Below are 18,385 nucleotides of genomic sequence, written 5' to 3' on the forward strand. Positions count from 1 at the left end.
ATGGCGAAGATCCTGTTCGTACTGACCGGCGCGGACCACTGGACGCTGGCGGGCGGCACCCGGCACCCGTCCGGCTACTGGGCCGAGGAGGCCGTGGCCCCCTACCGGGCGCTCACCGCCGCGGGCCACGAGGTCATGGTCGCCACCCCCGGCGGCGTCGTCCCCACCGTGGACGCCGGGAGCCTGGCCCCCGAGGTGAACGGCGGCCCCGAGGGCGCCGCCGCCGTGACGGCCGCACTCGCCGAGATGTCCGCCCTGGAGCGCCCCATCAAGCTGGACGAGGTCGACCTCGCCGACTACGCGGCGGTCTTCTACCCCGGCGGGCACGGCCCGATGGAGGACCTGGCGGTCGATGCGGACTCGGGCGCCCTGCTCACGTCCGCGCTGGACTCCGGCAAGCCGCTCGGCGTGGTGTGCCACGGCCCGGCCGCGCTGCTCGCCGCCCGGCGCGAGGACGGCACGTCGCCGTTCGCGGGCTACCGGCTCACCGGCTTCACCAATGCCGAGGAGACCCAGGCCGGTCTCGCGGACAAGGCGAAGTGGCTGCTCCAGGACCGGCTCGTGGAGATCGGCGCGGACTTCCAGGAGGGCGAACCGTGGGCCCCGCATGTGGTCACCGACCGCAATCTCATCACCGGCCAGAACCCCTCGTCGTCCGCCCCGTTGGCCGTCGAGCTCCTCAAGGCGCTGGGCTGACCCGTCTCATGCCGCGCCGTCGGCCGCATAGCTGACGAGCAGTTACGCCCCCTTGGCGTAGGCACCGCGGTGGGGTGCGGCAGCCGCACCCCACCGGGCCCTTCCGTTTCGGAACGTGCGCGTCAGCGCCGGGGATCACATGGCCGCGTTCCTGCGAGCGCGGAGGCGGCTGGGACGGCGGACGTCCATGGCGGCCATTGCGAGGCCGAGCAGCAGGGCCACGGCTCCGACAATGACGTTGCTGACGATCGTGCGGGTCGTGTCGACACTGCCTGCCACGACCCACGGAGCGATGATCGTCCACGCTCCGATGGCGATGGCACACCATGCCATGGCGTGAGTCCGCTCGTAGGCCGAGCCGAACCCTCCCATGCACAGGCAGTAGGCGGCGCCGGTGATCAGGTTGCAGACGGTCAGCGTGCTCAGGTCGTTGAACCCGACTATCCAGGGCGAGGCGGCCAGGTACAGACCCGTCAGGAGGGCCAGTGTCTCGATCGCCTGGGCACGGGGGGTCGTGGTCGCCCGTTCGAACCGGGAACGCATCTCGGCCAGATCGGGGTGTTGCTCAATGCTCGGGTGGGTGGTCATTGCGGGCTGCCTCCTACTCAGAAGCCTTTATCTGCCCTTTATCTCCGATATAACGCTTGCCAGGGCATTCCAGTCAACAGGCGGCCCATGAGCAACTAGGGCCTGTCGTTTGGATCAGGCCGGATCAGTGAGCGGGGTCTGGTGCGTGCGATCGCAAGGCGGAGGAAGGAGCCGACGCGGAGCGTCGGCGACTGACGACAACGCGGCGAGCGTGCGTGCCAGGGCACGCGAACCCGGCAAGATCCGAACGACAGGCCCTAGGTCCGTCCGGCGGAGATGTGCTCACGTCCGCCCGCAAGGTGCCCGGGACCCGCCCGGAGAGCACCATGAAGTCATGGACGGACGCATCGCCGACCTCAGCACACCAGGGCGTCTCGCGGAGCCCGGCGAGGGCATCGGCCTGGACGAACTGGCCCTCGCTGCCCGCAATCACGGGCTTCCGCTGGAGGCGCTGCGCTACGACCTCACCCCCGCCGGACTGCACTACGTGCTCGTCCACTACGACATCCCCGCCGCCGATGCCGACGAGTGGAGGCTGACCGTGAGCGGCCGGGTGCGCACCCCGCTGACCCTGGACATGCCGAGGCTGCGATCGCTCCCGTCCGCCACCCACCGCGTGACGATGGAATGCGCCGGAAACGGCAGGGCACGCCTCGATCCACGGCCGGTGAGCCAGCCCTGGCTGGTCGAGGCGGTCGGAACCGCCGAGTGGACGGGGGTGCCGCTGCGCACCCTGCTCATCGAGGCAGGAGTGGAGCCGGACGCCGTCGAGGCCGTCTTCACCGGAGCCGACCACGGCGTCGAGCGCGGCATCGAGCAGGACTACCGGCGCAGCCTGCCGCTGGCACTCGCACAGGGCGAGGATCCCGAGGTGCTGGTCGCGTACGAGATGAACGGCCTTCCCCTGCCGCCGCAGCACGGCTGTCCCCTGCGGCTGATCGTCCCCGGGTGGTACGGCATGGCGCAGGTGAAGTGGCTGCGCGACATCGCGCTGACCGACACCCCGTTCACCGGATTCCAGCAGGCGGTGGCGTACCGCTTGAAGCAGTCTCCCGACGAGCCCGGCGAACCGGTCGACAAGATCGCCCCGCGTGCGCTGATGATCCCGCCCGGGTTCCCGGACTTCATGTCCCGGGCCCGTGTCGTACGCCCCGGCGAGGTGCCGCTGGAGGGCCGGGCCTGGTCCGGTCACGCCCCGGTGACCCACGTGGAGGTCAGCACGGACGACGGCGGCTCCTGGAGCGAGGCCGCTCTCGGCCCGGCGGACGGACACGGCTGGGCCTGGCGGCAGTGGCGGACGGTCTGGACCGCGACGCCCGGCAGCCACGTGCTGAGCGTCCGTGCCACCGACGCCGCCGGCCGTACGCAGCCCCTCACCCAGCCCTGGAACCGCGGCGGGTTCGCCAACAATCTGGTCCAGCGGATCCCGGTCCTGTGCCTGGACGGCGACTGAACGCCCTGCCCGCTCGGCCTCTACGGCAGTGTCTGCTCGGCCCAGATGGTCTTGCCGCTGTACGCATGGCGGGTCCCCCACCGCTGGGTCATCTGGGCGATGAGGAAGAGACCCCGGCCGCCTTCGTCGTCGTATCCCGCCCGGCGCAGGTGGGGTGAGGTGTGGCCGTTGTCCGAGACCTCGCAGATCAGCGTCCGGTCGCGGATGAGCCGCAGACGGATCGGGCCGGAGGCGTACCGCAGGGCGTTGGTGACCAGCTCGCTCACCACCAGTTCGGTGGTGAAGACGAGGTCGTCCAGTCCCCAGGCGCCTACCTGAGCGGCGGCCTCCGCACGGGCCCGGGCGACCTCCTGGGGATCGGGTGTCAGCTCCCAGGTGGCCACCTGACGGCTGTCCAGCGTGCGGGTCCGGACGAGCAGGAGCGCGACGTCGTCGTCGACGGGACCGGCAAGCAGGGTTGCCAGTGCCCGGTCGGCCAGCTCGTCCAGCGGGCGCCCGTGCTCCGCGAGGACGGCCCGCAGCCCGTCGAGACCGGCGTCGACATCCCGTTCGCGGGTCCGCACGAGGCCATCGGTGAACAGCGCGAGGAGGCTCCCCTCCGGCAGTGTCAGTTCCCGTGTCTCGAAGGGAAGGCCCCCCAGGCCGAGGGGCGGTCCCGCCGGAATGTCGGGGAACGTGACGGAGCCGTTCGTGGGATCGACGACGGCGGGCAGCAGATGCCCGGCCCGCGCCATGCGGCACAGACCGGACACCGGGTCGTAGACGGCGTACAGACACGTCACGCCGAGCGCCGCGTCGTCGGGCAGTTCGTCGCCCTCCATACGCGCGGCCTCCTGCTCGTGGGCCCCCTGCCAGAGCAGGTCGTCCAGGCGGGCGAGAAGTTCGTCGGGTGCGAGGTCGAGCCGCGCAAGCACTTGTACGCTCGTGCGCAGCCGGCCCATGGTGGCGGCGGCCCGCAGCCCGTGCCCGACCACATCTCCCACGACCAGGCCGACCCGCGCGCCGGACAGGGCGATGGCGTCGAACCAGTCGCCGCCGACTCCGGCGCTGCTGTCCGCGGGCAGATAGCGGTGGGCCAGCTCGACTCCGGTCAGCCGTGGCAGTTTCTGCGGGAGCAGACTGCGCTGAAGCATCAGCGCAGCGGCATGCTCTCGGGTGTAGTGGCGGGCGTTGTCGATGCAGACGGCGACCCGGGCCGCGAGTTCCTCGGCAACCGCCTGTTCGGCGGGGTCGAACGGGCTGGGCAGACGGTTCCGCGTGAACGTGACCACGCCCAGCGTCGCGCTTTCGACACGCAGGGGCACGGCCAGGCACGAACGCTGGGGCAGTGGCTCGTCATCGTCCTCCGAGCCCGCCGGGCCTTCCAGCACGGGGCTGCCGGAGGCGAGGCTGCGGGCCTGTGGCGAGTCGGGGGCGTAGTAGATCCGCTTCCCCGGTACGGGCATTTCACCCGCCGCGCCCGTGACTTCCTCCGCCTCCCACAACACCCGGACCACACTTCCCGCCCGCCGCGCGCCAGGCGTGGCCTGATCGCCCTCAAGGACCTCCTCCAGGAGATCGACCGTAACCTTGTCGGCGAACTCCGGTACGGCGACCGCGGAGAGCTCCCGAGCCGTGCGGGTGATGTCCAGGCTCGTGCCCAGATGCGCCCCGGCGCGGACGAGCAGATCCAGTCGCTGCTGCGCGAGATAACGATCGGTGATGTCCACCGTCTCTTCGCACACACCCAGCGAGACCGATCCGGCGTTCTGCAGCCGGTAGTAGGAGCACGACCAGACGTGATCACGCTCCGGGTCCGAGGGCGGGCGGCCCCGGTAGTGCAGGTCGACGACCGTCTCGCCGGTGGCGAGCACCCGCCGCATCATCTCTTCGAGAGTCTTCGGATACGACGCGGAGAGCACCTCGCCGTGGGTGACCATGTCGTCCGGGCCGACGCCCACGTACTGCGAAGGGCCCATCTCCTCGTACAGGGCGGCGTTCGTCCACACCACCCGCAGATCCGTGTCGTAGATGGCCAGACCGACGGGTGACTGGGTGGCGAGTCCCCGGAGCATCGACTGGAGGGCCTCCCACTGCTCGGTCTCCTCGGCGTCGGCCAGTGCCAGGAGCCGTGCTGGACCGGGGCCCGTGTGGGCGAGCGGCAGCTCTGTGGTGGTCACGCGGAGGGCGCGGCCGTCCTGGTGGCGCATACGGAGCGTCCGGGCTACGCGTCCCATGGCCGGCGCATCAGGCGCCGCGTGATCCTCTGCCGTTCCGTCCATCACCAGGGTGTCGATCGGGCGCCCGAGCACGTCCTGTGGTGCGTATCCCAGCAGCCCCTGAGCCGTCGGGCTCCAGCCGACGACCGTGCCGTCGGCGTCCAGGACTGCCGTGGCGGCCCTCGTGGCGTTGAGTGGCCCGCGCACGCTGTGGTGCTCGGCGCCGTACACGCTGCTCATGGCGGGTTCCCGGTGCCGGATTCCGTCCAGCGGGCGGCGAGCAGCAGCGCGATGTCGTCGGGCCGGTCGGTGGCCTGCCGTGCCTCGTTCATGAGGCGGTCCGCCGTTCCGGCGAGCGAGGACGAGCCGGCCTCGGCGAGCGAGGCGCGCAGCCGCTCGACGCCGAGGTCGATGTCGATTCCCGCCTGTTCCACGAGTCCGTCCGTGTACAGCGCGAGGACATCGCCGGGCCCGAGCCGCAGTTCGGTGACGGGGTACGAGGCCTCCACATCGATGCCGAGCACGACCCCGCCGGCAAGGTCCAGGACCTCGGTCCTGCCGTTGGAGTGGCGCAGGAGGGGCTGCGGATGCCCGGCCCGCACCGCCTGTACGGAGCCGGTCGCCGGGTCCAGGACTACGTAGCAGCAGCTGGCGAACTGGCCGGGATCGAGGTCGATGAGCAGCCGGTTGGTGCCGGTCATCACCTCCTCCGGGTCGTGCCCGCTCAGCGCGAAGGCGCGTACGGCGCTACGCAGTTGGCCCATGGTGGCCGCGGCGGAGACTCCGTGTCCCTGTACGTCGCCGATGACCAGGGCCAGCCCGCGGTCGGTCTCGACGACGTCGTACCAGTCGCCTCCGACCTCCATGCCCTGGGTGCCGGGCAGATACCGGCCCACGGTGTCGACCTGGTCGAGCACGGGAAGCCGGTGCGGCAGCAGGGCGTCCTGCAGTCCGCGGGCGAGCGCCGCTTCGGTGTCGTAGCGCTGTGCACGCTGGAGGGCCTGCGCGATGAGTCCGGCGAGCGCGGTCAGCACCGTGCGCTCCTCGGGGCTGAAGCCGCGCGGCCGGTCGAAGCCGAGGATGCAGGAGCCGACGGGCCTCCCGGAGGCGATCAGCGGCAGGAAGGCCCGGGCGCCGACGTTGGCGTCCAGGGGGATGCCGGGGTAGGCCTCGGCCAGGTGCTCCATGGACTCGAAGAAGATGGGACGGCCGGTGGTGAGCGTCTCGACGCCGGGCAGCCGGGCGTCGAGCGCAACACCGTCGAAGCGGTTCAGGAAACCCTGCGGGAACCCGGTCTCCCAGGCCAGATAGAGATGGCGCTCGTTGAGCAGGTAGATCGCCAGCTGACGGCCGCCGAAGGCGGGCAGCAGCTCCTCCGTGACCACGGCGGACACCTGGCGGGCCGTGACGGCCTCGGTCAGCGCGATGGCCAGGGCAACCGGGCGGTACAGGGCCGATGCCCGGTCGACCGCGGAGCCGAGCCCGGCGCCGGGCAGGGCGACGGACCCCGGCGTGTACGACGGCTGATCGGACGGGGAGACGGTGACGGTCAGGCCGTCGTGACCCGGGTAAAGGGTGACCGACAGCAAGTCCTGGCGCGAGCGGCGGGCCATGAAGTGCACGGGGTCGTGGGAGAGCAGCGCCGCCCGGTAGTGGTCCTCGTATGCCGGGTCCCCGAACCACGGCAGGACCTCCCACAGGACACGTCCGAACAGCTCCGACCGCGGCCGGCCGAGCAGGCTCTCCGCGCTGTGGTTGACATAGGAGATCCGCCCGAGCCGGTCGAGCGCGAGGAAGCCGCGCGGGAGGCGGTCGGTCGCCTCTGCCACGATCGGTCCGGTGCCGAGGTCCACCAGGAATCCGGTCAGACGGCGGCTCTGGCCGTCTCCGGGTGGTTGCGCCTGGGCGGAGAGTTCGAGCAGGTGAGGCCGTCCGTCCGGGCCGCGCAGGCGCATTCTGCGGGAGACGGTCCTGCCCGTCTCCATGGCCTGGCGGGCGATGGTCCACAGCCCGTACATGTCTTCCGGTGCCAGCCGTGCCGTCAGCGCGTCGACGGTGTCGCCGAAGTCCGCACGATTGGTACCGAGAATCGCGCACAGGTCCTCGTCGGCGGATATGGCTCCGGTGCCCAGGTCCCAGTCGAAGCGGCCGAAGCGCACGGGCGGCGTGGTGACCGCGGGCAACTGGACCGACACCGGTTCGCCGTCCCACAGGACCGGCACCCCCCGCGCGCCCAGCGTGACGAGGGTGGTGCCGAGCCGTGCCGCGGCGTTGTGCATCCGCAGCCGGTCGGCGTGCGTCACCGGTTGTCCGGGCGTGGCCGGGCGCAGCACGACCAGCACCCCGAACTTCTGGCGGCCGCTGACCACGGGCGCGTACAGCGAGCCGAAGGGGAACGGCAGACCCGCCATGAGCTGCGGATATCGCCGCATGGCTTCCTCGGCGTCGCCGAGGTGAATGGCTTGGCCCGAACGGTGCGCGTCGGCCACAGGGAACGGCCGGTTCACATGCATCCGCCACCAGGGCCTGAACAGCCGGTTGGGCAGCCCGGCCATCACGGCCAGCCGCAACAGCCCTTGCGTGCGCGAGGGCAGGTAGACGCCGCCCGCGTACCCGCCGACAGCCTCGGTCGCCCCTACGGCAGCGTGCGCGAGCACCAGGGTCAGTTCGTCCGGAACGCGGTCGGTGCCGTTCGGTCCCCCGGGTTCCGCCCCGCCCACGTTCACCGCGGCGCGGCCGGCCGCGCGGTACCAGGTCACACAGCCAGCATGCTCCCCGGCGGGCGCCCCGCGCATCTCCTTGCCACCCGGCGCCCCACCGCGGCTGCCTGCCCGGCGCGCGCCCACGTTCCTCAGAAGGCGGAGTTGGCGAACCAGCGGGCCAGCAGATCCTCGTCCCCGGTGATCTCGAAGGCATCCGCGCCGCGGTCGAGGCGTCCGTACAGGAGCAGCAGCAGATCGGCCGCGGCCGCCTGGACCGTGGCGTCCGCCGATGTGTCCGCGGAGTCCTGGTCGTCGACGCCGAAACCGTCGGGCCGCAGGCGGACGAGCCAGTCGCCGTCGGCGTCGGTGCAGCGGAAGCGCAGGGTTTCGCCGCTGCCGCGCAGCTTGGCCACGTCCGGTGCGAAGGGTGTGGCGAAGGGCAGGTTGACCAGGAACTCGTCCACTCCGTCGGCCGCGAGGTCGCGGTCGATCGCGGGCCGCAGTCCCAGGGCGAGTTCGGCGTCGACGCGGTGCACCAGGGTCTCGAACAGCATCCGCCGCTCCCAGAACCTGGCGTGGTGGTCGGCGCCCCACACCCACATCGGGGCGCCCGGATCGGTGACCGCGAAGGCAGCGGCCGCCTCGGCCGCGCTCGCGGTCAGCCAGTCGGCGAACCCGCCCTCGTCCGCGGGAAGCCGCAGCTCGACATCACGGCTGCGCGGCGGTTCCTGGACGAGCTGACGGAGCAGTACGGAGAACCAGCGCTGCACGCTCCCGGCATGACGTACCAAGTCGCGGAGCGTCCAGCCCGGACAACTGGGCACCGGGGTGGCCAGGTCGGCTCCCTTGACAACCGTCACGAATCTGGCGGTCTGCGCCGCGACGGCTTCACGATGAGCCGCGGACGTCAAGGCGGAACTCGACGGCGTCTCCGACTCCGGCCCGGAATGATCAACTATCGCCATGGGCTGCGCTTCCCGATCCGTCCGGCCCGGCGACCCTGTCCGGCCGGGCGTTCGCAGGAAGCCTGTCACAGCACTGGGTGCCGCCAAGGACCTCTGGGTCGGGCTCCCGTCAGGACGCCTCGACGGCCGCCTTGATCCGCTGCCCGAACGCGTCCGCGTCCTTGCGTGCCGCGCTCAGGGCGAGGCCCACGATGAGCTTGCCGATGCCATGGCCCTCAAGGCTGTTGAAGATACGCAGGCGGGTATTGCCCTCCGGCGTGGGCTCGAGGTCGTAGCCGCCTTCCTTGGACACGACGATGTTCTTGGAGGTCTCGGTCCAGCGGAGGGTGCTCGGCGGCACGAACTCGCTGATCCGGATCTCACGCTTGGTCGTCATCCCGGCGTCCTTGACCGTGCTTCTGAAGAGGGTGCCCACTTCCGTCGGCCCGTCCGGCGTCTTCGTCATCTCAAGGACCCTGGGGCTGAACTTGGGATCGTTCGTGCCGTCCGCCAGGAAGGCGAAGACTTCCTCGACGGGGCGGCCGATCTCGACCGTTGCCTCGAACTGACCGGCCATGCTTCCTCCAGTGATCGCTCGCGCCGGGGTGCGGCGTGCGGGCATCATCCCAGAGAGCCATGGTGTGCATACCGGCTTCGCGGCGGCCAGCGGAAGGCGCGCGGACGGCCCTCGCACGGGCCCCTTACGCGCAGGACTACCCGATGGGCTGACCCGCTTCCAGCGCGGTGATCATCTCCCGGAGCCGAGCCGCCCTGATATCGGGGGTCCTCGCCGTCAAGAGGCGATGGATCACGGCGTATCTCTTCGTTTTGTTGAGTTTCCCGAAGGCGGTATTCGCCGGCTCATTTCCGTCCAGCGCGGCTTCGAGATCGGACGGGACGGTGGCTTCCTTCTGCGATGCGTACGCCGCGGCCCAGCGTCCGTCCGCCTGGGCGGCCTCAACCTGGGCAAGGCCGGGCCCCCGCATCCGACCTGCCCGCGTCAGCGCATCGACCTTGCGGATATTGACCTGCGACCACATGCTCCGCGGCCGTCGTGGCGTGATCTTCTGCAGGAAGTACAACTCGTCCAAGGACCGGCGCTGACCATCGATCCAGCCATAGCACAGTGCGACATCGATGACCTCCGCGGCCGTCACCGAGGCGATTCCGGAATTCTTTTTGGCGAGCTTCAGCCATATGCCGGACTGCAGCCCGTGATGGCCGGCGAGCCAGGACTCCAGCTCCGCTGCGTCCTCGAAAGCGCTGACTTCCAGGCCATTGAACGATTCCATCGTGGCGCCTCCCGGCTGCGAATGCCTCACGTGATTGCCACGTTAGCCATCCTCTAGGCCAGCTCCTGTCCTAGGTCCTGTCCGGTCGATCAGGCCGGATCAGTGAGCGGCCCGCCGCGGAGCGGCTGATGTCACTGTGGTGCGTGCGATCGCAGGCCGGAGGATGGGGGTCCCCCCGCCGAAGGCAGGGTGGAGAGCCGACGCGGAGCGTCGGCGACTGACGACAACGCAGCGTGGGGGCACCTCCCGTGCCCGAAGGGCTACGGGGGAGTGCGTGCCAGGGCACGCGAACCCGGCAAGATCGGCCGGACAGGACCTAGCTAGTTGCCGCCTCCTTGAGCCGAAGGCTCCACGCCGTCGTCGAAGGAGGCGAGATAGGTGGCGGCCATGTCCCGCTCGCCCAGGCCGCGCCGCTCCAGCCGCTCGAAGCGCGCCACTCCCGCCCTCGCGAGATCGAGCCGTACGCCCGCGCGCTCCCCCGCCTCGACGATCAGCCGGGAGTCCTTGAGCGCGTTGTTGACCGCAAAGCTTGGCGTGTAGTCACCGCCGAGGATGGCCTCGGCCTTGGCGCGCAGGTATCCGCTGTCGAGCGGGCCGCCGGACACACTGTCAAGGAAGGCCTGCGGATCGACACCGAGCACTCTCGCCAGCGTGAGCGCCTCGCCGGTCGCATGGGTCAGCGCGGCGACCCAGCTGTTCAGTACGAGTTTGAGCCTGCTGGCGGCCGCGCGGGAGCCGTCGTCGTCGACCCATGTGGTGCGCCGGCCCACGGCATCGAAGACGGGCGCGAGTACGGCTCGCGCGCTGTCCGGCCCCGCCGCAAGGACCAGCAACTCCCCCGCCTCGGCGGGCTGGCGCGTGCCGAGCACGGGGGCGTCGACGAAGACCAGGGAGTTCCGCCGGGCGAAGTCGGCGAGTTCGGCCGTCGCGGCTTCCCCGACGGTGGCCGACTGGGCCCACACCGTTCCGGGGGCCAGGCCCGCGCTCGCCGCCTGCATGGCGGCGAGCACCCGCGGCCCGTCGTTGAGCATGGTCAGCACCACGTCCGCGCCCGCGACGGCGTCCTGCGGGGACTCGGCGCAGTACGCTCCGTCGGCCACGAGGGCTTCGGCCTTCTCCCGCGTACGGTTCCACGCCCGGACGGACAGACCGGAGCGGAGCAGACTGCGGGCCATCGCGGCACCCATGATGCCGGTGCCGAGCACCGCCACCACGGGAGGATTCTTCTCGCTGCTGTCTGCCGGCGATGTGGTCATGGGTGCCGCCTCTCCATGCTGGGCTGCTGACACCTCGTAGCCAACCAGCCGATCGCACCCCTCGCAGCCGGTCACCGCAGCCGCGGCGTCATCAGGGCATCGTGCGATACGGCCCGCGGGTGAGTGAGGCCGTTCGGCCGTGTCCGCCCGTCATGTCAGCCGTTGCCAGGGCATGAACAACACACGACGCGTTCTCGCCGCCGTAGCCCTTGCCACCGGCGCCACTGCGCTGGCCGCGCCCGCAGCGAGCGCCGATGTCGCCACCGACCACAAGATCCCCGTCATGAGCCAGGTCGATTCTCTCGCCGAGAGCAGCATCCCTTCGGAGCACCGGGCCGAACTGCCGTCGGTGTCCGGTCAGTTCCGGGGAGCGGACAAGGGGCTCGCCGAGTTGAACCAGCTGCACCAGCTCACCGACCTGGTCGCGCCCGTCACAGGGCTGCTTCCCTCCGTTCAGTAGCAGGTCGGGATCTCCGGCTGGAACACTCCGACGACGACGGTGGACGCACGCTGATCCGAGAAGGGGCAGCCGCCGGCGGCTGCCCGTTCTCGTTCTCGACCCCTTGCGACCACGGTGAGTGAGCTATGTTGAGCGGAAGTGGGACGAGAAGGAGTGACACCGGTGCCATCAGATCAGCAGGCACGCGCACAGGCGTCTGCGATCACGCCGGGAGGGCAGTCTCCCGAGACGGAAGCCGCCCCCACGGACAGGGTTCTGGCCCTGTTCGGCGGCCACCGGCTGTCGCCCGCGCAGCGGCGCATCGCCCAGTACCTGGTGGACCACCTCACCGAGGCCGCATTCCTTTCGATCACCGAGCTCGCGGAACGCGTGGGGGTGAGCCAGCCGTCGGTCACCCGCTTCGCGGCCTCGCTGGGTTTCAGCGGATACCCCGCGCTGCGGGAGGCACTTCAGCCCATCGCCCTCAGCGCGGTCGCCGGTTCGCCGGACACCCGGGAGGAAATCCGCCGCAACGAACTGCAGGCCGCGGTCGACGCCGAGATTGAGAACCTGGAGAGCCTGCGCCGCCTGCTCGCGGACACCAATCAGGTCCTGGACGTCGGCCGGGAACTGGCGCGGTCCGTTCCGCTGACGATTCTGGGCCTGCGGATCTCGGTGTCCCTCGCGGAGTACTTCGCGTACGCGGCGAGACGGATCCATCCCGATGTGCGCACGGTGACCCGCGGCGGCAGCGTCGCCTATGACGCGCTGTTGCAGTCGCACGAGGCGGGCGGGACCTGGGTGCTGGCCTTCGCCATGCCGCGGCACGCCAACGAGACGCTGGCGACAATGCGTACCGCCCGCCGCATCGGACTGCGCGTCGCGCTGATCACCGACCTCGCCTTCGGGCCTCTGGTGGACGAGGCCGATGTGGCGCTGATCGCCGGCACCGGCTCACGTCTCGTCTTCGACTCGTACGCGGCACCGGGCGTTCTGTCCGCGGCCCTCCTCCAGGCCATGGCGGATGCCGACCCCCAGCGCACGCAGGTCCGGCTCGAGGGCTACGAGCAGGTCGCCGATCAGCACAACTTCTTCCTCGAGGACTGAATCCCGGGGCTGGCCCCGGGGACTGGACCAGGCACTGGTCCGGTGCTTCGCCCGCCGTCCGTGCCGCGTCGCGCCCGGCGTCTGCGCCGCCGTCGAGGAATGCCGCAGACCAGGCGTTTTCACCTTTATTCATGCATGAAATTTTTCATACCCTTGCTTACTCGACGGTATATATATTTACTGCTCCGGTGGCCCCGGGTTTCCCGGAGCCGCACGCCGGAACCACGGCCCTCACGGGCCACAGAACCGGACACCATGGGACGACGCCTCCTCTCGTCGGCCCGGGGTGATCCAACAGGGCGCTCCGTTTCCCCTCGGACGCCCGTCCATCGGCGGCCCCGGTCAACCCCTGGGCCGGGGCCGCCGGAAATCCCCTCGACCAGAGCCCATGCGTACGACATCCGCACGACATCCCAAAAGGACGACGATGTCCCAGACGACCTACTCGCCGATCAACGCGGACTGGCCGTGCCAGGTCAAGGCTCCCGGCAGCGCTGACTGGGAACGAACGGCCGCCCGCTGGCTGCGAGACCTCCTGCCGGCCCGCTACGCCGGCTACTCGCCGCTCACCCGCAACCCGATCCTGCTCGCGCGCCACGCACACTTCCAGGTGCAGCACGAGATGCGGGCAGTGCGGACCGCGTTGCAGACCTGCAGGGCCGAGCTGCCGACGCTCGGAGTGGCCGAGACGATCATCGAGAGCACGATCAGGATGTACGCGATCGAGCTGGAGCAGCTGAACCGCCTGGCCCGCGGCGTCCGGCTGATCAGCGAAGCCCTTCAGGCAGCCGGCGCGGTACCGCGCAGACGGTCGCACGTGTAGGTGCACGTCCAGTTGTACGTCTCGAGGCGCCCTGGTCGCTCCGGCCGGGTTCGGCCCACGGTTGGCCCAATGGTGCGGTCGGTGGCACGCGGATGCGGACACTGGCCCGACACCCCAGCCGCGGCCGCAGCCGAGGAGCGCGCTTGCAGACGAAGCCCGGGCACGAGCTGACGTCCCTGATGGCGGCGCTGACGCTGACCACGGGCATGGTCGAAGCCGTCAGCCTTCTCGCTCTCGGTCCCGTCTTCACCGCGGTGCAGACGGGCAACACGCTCTTCCTCGGTTTCGCGCTCGTGGGCGAGGGCCCGGTGTCCGCCGTGGCAACGTCCGTGTCGCTCGGCTCGTTCGCCGTCGGAGCGCTCATCGGCTCACGGATGGAGTCCATGGCCGAGGCTCGCGGCTACCGCTGGTTCGTCCTCGCACTCTTCGTGGAATCGGCGCTCGTCGCGGGCGCCGCCTTCATCGCCTGGGGTCTTGAGCGGGCGGCCGGTTCACCGTCCGCCCGTCATATCGCGACGGCGTCCGTGGTGGCGATCGCGATGGGCATGCGCAATGTGACAGCGATGCGTGCGCGCGTACCGGACCTGCCCACCACGCTGGTGACCCGGACGATCACCGCGCTGATCAGCGGGTCGCCCCTCGGTCACGACGCGTCCCTGGGCTACGGCAGCCGTGCCTCCGTCCGCAGGAGCGTCGGCGTGCTGGCGCTGTTCGCGGGCGGCGTTCTGGGTGCGTGGCTCATCCGGCTGGAGTGGCCGCCGACGGGGGTACTGCTTCTGGTGGCCGCCCTCATCCTCGCCATCGCGACCGCGACGACAGCCGCACCCCGGCACGCCCAGCCGGTCGGGACTTAGGGCCTGTCGTTCGGATCTTGCCGGGTTCGCGTGCCCTGGCACGCACTCCCCCGTAGCCCTTCGGGCACGGGAGGTGCCCCCACGCTGCGTTGTCGTCAGTCGCCGACGCTCCGCGTCGGCTCTCCCCCTGCCTTCGGCGGGGGGACCCCCATCCTCCGGCCTGCGATCGCACGCACCACAGTGACATCAGCCGCTCCGCGGCGGGCCGCTCACTGATCCGGCCTGATCCAAAAGACAGGCCCTAGCCTGCCTCAGCCCTTGGCCGGCTCGATGTTCTGGTTCGCGCGGAAGAGGTTGTGCGGGTCGTAGGTCCGCTTGATCTCCGCGAGCCTGTCGTAGTGGTCGCGGTAGGTGGCCCTGACCCGCTCCTGGCCCTCGCCCGCGCCGATGAAGTTCACGTACGAGCCGCCCATGGAGTAGGGGTGCAGCTCTTCCCAGTAGTCCACGGCCCACTGCCTGATCGCCTCCGCGTTGTCCGGCTCGGGGTCGATGCCGCCGATCACGCCGGACCAGACGGCGTCCCGGTACGCCCACGCGGTGTCGCCGTCGGCGACCCGGCCCGCGGCGCCGTCGACCGGGTAGAGGTGCATGGTCGACAGGCCGGTGGGGAGGTTCTCGCCGTACTTGAGGTGGACGTCCATGGATTCGTCCGTGATCCGGTCGAAGAAGTCTCCGCGCCAGTACCACTGCAGTCCGGTGGGAATCAGTTCGTCGAACATGCTCTGGAGCGCGGGGTAGGGCATCGGCGTCGTGAAGTGGAAGGTGGGCCTGCCGGGCTCGTTGACTGCGGTGAGGGCCTCGTCCAGCTGGGCCAGGTCCCCTGTCCAGCACCACACCACGCCGCACATCTTGTGTCCGTGGATCTCTTCCGGGAACGGCGGGCCGGGAGGCACAGCCAGCAGTGCGAAGAAGCCATTGAGGTCATCGGGTGCCTGTGGCTGGAACTCGCGGTACCAGCGCAGGACTTCGCGTGTCTGGTCGACCGGCCAGACGGTGATCCCCACACCCACGGTGTGCACTGGGTGCAGCCCGAAGGTGAAGGAGGTGACAATGCCGAAGTTCCCGCCACCGCCGCGCAGCGCCCAGAAGAGGTCCGGGTGCTCGGTCTTGTTCGCGGTGACGAAGCTGCCGTCCGCGAGCACGACGTCGGCGGAGAGCAGATTGTCCACCGTCAAGCCGTACTTGCGGGTGAGGTAGCCCATACCGCCGCCGAGTGTGAGGCCGCCGACGCCCGTCGTCGACATGATGCCGGCGGGGGTGGCGAGACCGAAGCCGTGAGCGGCGTGGTCGAGGTCGCCGAGCTGTGAACCACCGCCGACCGTGGCGGTCCTGGTGGCGGGATCGACGCGCACCCAGCGCATGGGCGACAGGTCGATCGTGACGGCGTCGTCCACGAGACTGAGACCAGGTCCGCTGTGTCCGCCGCCCCTGACGGCGAGTTCGACACCGTGGTCGCGGACGAAGTCGACCGCGTTCATGACGTCTGCCGCGTCCGAGCAGCGCACAAAGGCCGCCGGGCGCCGATCGATCATCGCGTTGTAGATCTTGCGGGCCTCGTTGTACTCCGGGTCCGTCGAGCCGATCACCGGACCGCGCAGGGCGGACCGCATCGCTTCCAAGGTTGTGCCGTCCATCGCCGTCTCCCACGCGGGGTGCGGACCGCGGCCCACCCGGCCTCCCGGCCGTGCCGACCGCGGCATCCAACGCCTCGCCGCCGCGGTGTCCCCCGTCGGCGGAGTCTTGGCGCCCGGGCACTTCACGGGCCGCAGGCACAATCGGGCGCCGCGGGGCTGATACATCAAGCCTCACGCCGGGCCGGGGACTGCGCAAACGCGGGGCGCACCGGAGCCCGGCAAATCGGTTGCCCCTCGGTGCAGTCGTCTGCTGGACTCGCGATGACAGCTGATCGACCAAGGAGATGATTATGCGCGGAGCGTTCACGTCCATCCAGAAGGCAATTGACACCTATCTTGAGGACCTGACGCTCAGTGCGAACGTTGAACTTGGGAATTCTGGCGCATGTCGACGCCGGTAAGACAAGCCTGACCGAGCGGCTGCTGCACGCCGCCGGAGTCATCGACGAGATCGGCAGCGTCGACGACGGAAGTACGCAGACCGATTCACTGGACCTCGAACGACAGCGCGGAATCACGATCAAGTCCGCGGTCGTGTCCTTCGTCGTCGACGACATCACGGTCAATCTGATCGACACACCCGGTCACCCGGACTTCATCGCCGAGGTGGAGCGGGTGCTGAGCGTGCTCGACGGTGCCGTGCTGGTCATCTCCGCCGTGGAGGGCGTGCAGGCGCAGACGCGTGTGCTGATGCGGACGCTGCGGCGGCTGCGCATCCCGACCCTCATCTTCGTGAACAAGATCGACCGCCCTGGAGCACAGTACGAGCAAGTGCTGCGGGGCATCGCCGAGAAGCTGAGCCGGGACATCGTCCCGATGGGTTCGGCCGCCGGCCTGGGCACCCGTAGCGCGCTGCCCACGCCCTACACCGCAGCCGACGCGGGTTTTGTCTCCGCGCTGGTCGATCTGTTGTCGGGCCATGACGACGCGCTGCTCGCCGCCTATGTCGACGACGAGAGCACCCTCTCGTACGCCCAACTCCGCGGCGAACTCGCGGCGCAGACGCGAGAGGCGCTCGTGCATCCCGTGTATTTCGGCTCGGCCATCACCGGCGCGGGCGTGGACGCGCTGGTCGCCGGTGTCCGGGAGCTGCTGCCCGCGAGCGAGGGCTGCGCCGAAGGCCCGGTCTCGGGCACCGTGTTCAAGATCGAGCGCGGCCCGTCCGGCGAGAAGATCGCGTACGTACGCATGCTGTCCGGAACCGTACGAACCCGAGACCGGCTGCGGATCCGCGGCGACGGCGAGGAGAAAGTGACGGCGATCAGCGTCTTCGACCGTGGTGCGGCCGTCCGGCACACCTCGGTCACCGCCGGACGGATCGCGAAACTCTGGGGGCTTGGGGACATCCGGATCGGCGATGCGATCGGCGACGCGTCGAGGCCCGCACCCGAGCAGGCAGCCGGGCAGGGGTATTTCGCTCCGCCGACACTGGAAACAGTCGTGGTTCCCGGCCGGGCCAGCGACAAGGGGGCGCTGCATCTCGCGCTGGCCCAGCTCGCCGAACAGGACCCGCTGATCAATCTGCGGCAGGACGATGTCCGCCAGGAAGTATCCGTCTCGCTCTACGGAGAAGTGCAGAAGGAAGTCATCCAGGCGACGCTGGCGAACGACTTCGGCATTGACGTCACTTTCCGCGAGACGACGACGATCTGCTTGGAGCGGCCCATCGGCACAGGGGCTTGTGTCGAGATCATCGACAAGGAGCCCAATCCGTTTCTCGCCACGGTCGGGCTGCGTATCGAGCCCGCTCCGATCGGCAGCGGTGTGGAATTCCGGCTGGAAGTGGAGCTCGGGTCGATGCCGTACTCCTTCATCAAGGCGGTCGAAGAAACCGTGAAGGAGACGCTGCGGCAAGGGATTTACGGTTGGCAGGTCACCGACTGCACCGTCGTCATGACGCACTCCGGCTACTGGGCGCGGCAGAGCCATGCACACGGCACCTTCGACAAGAGCATGTCGAGCACGGCCGGGGACTTCCGCAATCTGACGCCGCTGGTCCTGATGAGCGCACTGCGACAGGCAGGGACCACGGTCTACGAGCCGCTGCACCGCTTCCGGTTCGAGCTTCCGGCGGACGCGCTCGGGCCGGTTCTGCCCGTGCTGGCCCGGCTGGGTGCCGTTCCGCAGACACCGGTCGTGCGGGGTTCCGCCTGCGTATTGGAGGGTGAGATTCCGGCGGATCGGATGTATGCGCTGGAGCAGCAACTGCCGGGGCTCACACACGGCGAGGGCGTACTTGAATACGCCTTCGAACGCTACCAGCCGGTCCGGGGCGCGATCCCGAGCCGGCGGCGGACGGACCACGATCCCCTCAACCGCAAGGAGTATCTGCTGCATGTCGTGCGCCGGGTCGGTGGCCACCGGGAAGGCGAGTAGTCGCACTGCGACCTTACGCAGGG

15 protein-coding genes are annotated in these 18,385 nt (G+C 70.0%); 7 read left to right on the forward strand and 8 right to left on the reverse strand.

What is annotated here, in order from left to right; genetic code table 11:
* The gene (locus tag OOK40_RS30265) at positions 1 to 696 is read left to right on the forward strand and encodes a type 1 glutamine amidotransferase domain-containing protein (RefSeq protein WP_266487861.1); all 696 of its coding nucleotides are present in this window, start codon (positions 1 to 3) and stop codon (positions 694 to 696) included.
* A gap of 135 nt (positions 697 to 831) precedes the next feature.
* Here OOK40_RS30265 and OOK40_RS30270 read toward each other — a convergent pair whose 3' ends face one another.
* Entirely contained in the window at positions 832 to 1,284 is a 453-nt protein-coding gene (locus OOK40_RS30270) for an SPW repeat protein (protein WP_266487863.1), read from the reverse strand.
* A gap of 334 nt (positions 1,285 to 1,618) precedes the next feature.
* Between OOK40_RS30270 and OOK40_RS30275 the strand changes: the two genes are divergently transcribed.
* Positions 1,619 to 2,737 (forward strand): sulfite oxidase, encoded by a 1,119-nt coding sequence (locus OOK40_RS30275; RefSeq protein ID WP_266487865.1) that lies wholly within the window; start codon positions 1,619 to 1,621, stop codon positions 2,735 to 2,737.
* A gap of 20 nt (positions 2,738 to 2,757) precedes the next feature.
* Here OOK40_RS30275 and OOK40_RS30280 read toward each other — a convergent pair whose 3' ends face one another.
* From OOK40_RS30280 to OOK40_RS30305, 6 genes are all read right to left on the reverse strand, one after another.
* Positions 2,758 to 5,175 (reverse strand): SpoIIE family protein phosphatase, encoded by a 2,418-nt coding sequence (locus OOK40_RS30280; RefSeq protein WP_266487867.1) that lies wholly within the window; start codon positions 5,173 to 5,175, stop codon positions 2,758 to 2,760.
* Entirely contained in the window at positions 5,172 to 7,730 is a 2,559-nt protein-coding gene (locus OOK40_RS30285) for a SpoIIE family protein phosphatase (protein WP_266487870.1), read from the reverse strand. The genes OOK40_RS30280 and OOK40_RS30285 overlap by 4 nt, the downstream gene beginning before the upstream one ends.
* A gap of 56 nt (positions 7,731 to 7,786) precedes the next feature.
* Positions 7,787 to 8,602, reverse strand: coding sequence for a maleylpyruvate isomerase family mycothiol-dependent enzyme (locus tag OOK40_RS30290; RefSeq protein ID WP_266487872.1), 816 nt, complete (start codon positions 8,600 to 8,602; stop codon positions 7,787 to 7,789).
* 109 nt (positions 8,603 to 8,711) lie between these two features.
* Entirely contained in the window at positions 8,712 to 9,158 is a 447-nt protein-coding gene (locus OOK40_RS30295; RefSeq protein ID WP_266487875.1) for an SRPBCC family protein, read from the reverse strand.
* Between the two features lie 136 nt (positions 9,159 to 9,294).
* Positions 9,295 to 9,873 carry a YdeI family protein gene (locus OOK40_RS30300; RefSeq protein WP_266487877.1) on the reverse strand — a complete coding sequence of 193 codons (579 nt, stop codon included), beginning with the start codon at positions 9,871 to 9,873 and terminating at the stop codon, positions 9,295 to 9,297.
* A gap of 320 nt (positions 9,874 to 10,193) precedes the next feature.
* Positions 10,194 to 11,129 (reverse strand): NAD(P)-dependent oxidoreductase, encoded by a 936-nt coding sequence (locus tag OOK40_RS30305; RefSeq protein WP_266487879.1) that lies wholly within the window; start codon positions 11,127 to 11,129, stop codon positions 10,194 to 10,196.
* A gap of 172 nt (positions 11,130 to 11,301) precedes the next feature.
* Here OOK40_RS30305 and OOK40_RS30310 point away from each other — a divergent pair, with 172 nt between their 5' ends.
* The 4 genes from OOK40_RS30310 to OOK40_RS30325 all read left to right on the forward strand — a co-directional run bounded on the left by OOK40_RS30310 (position 11,302) and on the right by OOK40_RS30325 (position 14,352).
* On the forward strand, positions 11,302 to 11,589 hold the full coding sequence (locus OOK40_RS30310) for a hypothetical protein (protein ID WP_266487881.1): 288 nt from the start codon (positions 11,302 to 11,304) through the stop codon (positions 11,587 to 11,589).
* A gap of 162 nt (positions 11,590 to 11,751) precedes the next feature.
* On the forward strand, positions 11,752 to 12,675 hold the full coding sequence (locus OOK40_RS30315) for a MurR/RpiR family transcriptional regulator (RefSeq protein ID WP_266487883.1): 924 nt from the start codon (positions 11,752 to 11,754) through the stop codon (positions 12,673 to 12,675).
* 427 nt (positions 12,676 to 13,102) lie between these two features.
* Positions 13,103 to 13,498, forward strand: coding sequence for a hypothetical protein (locus tag OOK40_RS30320; protein WP_266487888.1), 396 nt, complete (start codon positions 13,103 to 13,105; stop codon positions 13,496 to 13,498).
* A 143-nt stretch (positions 13,499 to 13,641) separates the two neighbouring features.
* Positions 13,642 to 14,352 (forward strand): YoaK family protein, encoded by a 711-nt coding sequence (locus OOK40_RS30325; RefSeq protein WP_266487889.1) that lies wholly within the window; start codon positions 13,642 to 13,644, stop codon positions 14,350 to 14,352.
* Positions 14,353 to 14,603: 251 nt separating this feature from the next.
* Here the strand turns inward: OOK40_RS30325 and OOK40_RS30330 are convergent, their stop codons facing one another.
* The gene (locus tag OOK40_RS30330) at positions 14,604 to 15,986 is read right to left on the reverse strand and encodes an FAD-binding oxidoreductase (protein ID WP_266487891.1); all 1,383 of its coding nucleotides are present in this window, start codon (positions 15,984 to 15,986) and stop codon (positions 14,604 to 14,606) included.
* Positions 15,987 to 16,340: 354 nt separating this feature from the next.
* Here OOK40_RS30330 and OOK40_RS30335 point away from each other — a divergent pair, with 354 nt between their 5' ends.
* The gene (locus OOK40_RS30335; RefSeq protein ID WP_266487893.1) at positions 16,341 to 18,362 is read left to right on the forward strand and encodes a translation factor GTPase family protein; all 2,022 of its coding nucleotides are present in this window, start codon (positions 16,341 to 16,343) and stop codon (positions 18,360 to 18,362) included.
* Positions 18,363 to 18,385: the final 23 nt, after the last annotated feature.

The sequence above is a fragment of the Streptomyces sp. NBC_01481 genome, assembly GCF_026339995.1.
GTDB lineage: Bacteria > Actinomycetota > Actinomycetes > Streptomycetales > Streptomycetaceae > Streptomyces.

What these genes read in the sequence shown, in the direction of transcription:
- OOK40_RS30320 (WP_266487888.1), top strand. Translation starts at nt 13,103, where the DNA reads ATGTCCCAGACGACCTACTCGCCGATCAACGCGGACTGGCCGTGCCAG.
- OOK40_RS30265 (WP_266487861.1), top strand. Translation starts at nt 1, where the DNA reads ATGGCGAAGATCCTGTTCGTACTGACCGGCGCGGACCACTGGACGCTG.
- OOK40_RS30280 (WP_266487867.1), bottom strand. Translation starts at nt 5,175, where the DNA reads ATGAGCAGCGTGTACGGCGCCGAGCACCACAGCGTGCGCGGGCCACTC.
- OOK40_RS30330 (WP_266487891.1), bottom strand. Translation starts at nt 15,986, where the DNA reads ATGGACGGCACAACCTTGGAAGCGATGCGGTCCGCCCTGCGCGGTCCG.
- OOK40_RS30270 (WP_266487863.1), bottom strand. Translation starts at nt 1,284, where the DNA reads ATGACCACCCACCCGAGCATTGAGCAACACCCCGATCTGGCCGAGATG.
- OOK40_RS30275 (WP_266487865.1), top strand. Translation starts at nt 1,619, where the DNA reads ATGGACGGACGCATCGCCGACCTCAGCACACCAGGGCGTCTCGCGGAG.
- OOK40_RS30305 (WP_266487879.1), bottom strand. Translation starts at nt 11,129, where the DNA reads ATGACCACATCGCCGGCAGACAGCAGCGAGAAGAATCCTCCCGTGGTG.
- OOK40_RS30290 (WP_266487872.1), bottom strand. Translation starts at nt 8,602, where the DNA reads ATGGCGATAGTTGATCATTCCGGGCCGGAGTCGGAGACGCCGTCGAGT.
- OOK40_RS30285 (WP_266487870.1), bottom strand. Translation starts at nt 7,730, where the DNA reads ATGCGCGGGGCGCCCGCCGGGGAGCATGCTGGCTGTGTGACCTGGTAC.
- OOK40_RS30300 (WP_266487877.1), bottom strand. Translation starts at nt 9,873, where the DNA reads ATGGAATCGTTCAATGGCCTGGAAGTCAGCGCTTTCGAGGACGCAGCG.
- OOK40_RS30310 (WP_266487881.1), top strand. Translation starts at nt 11,302, where the DNA reads ATGAACAACACACGACGCGTTCTCGCCGCCGTAGCCCTTGCCACCGGC.
- OOK40_RS30295 (WP_266487875.1), bottom strand. Translation starts at nt 9,158, where the DNA reads ATGGCCGGTCAGTTCGAGGCAACGGTCGAGATCGGCCGCCCCGTCGAG.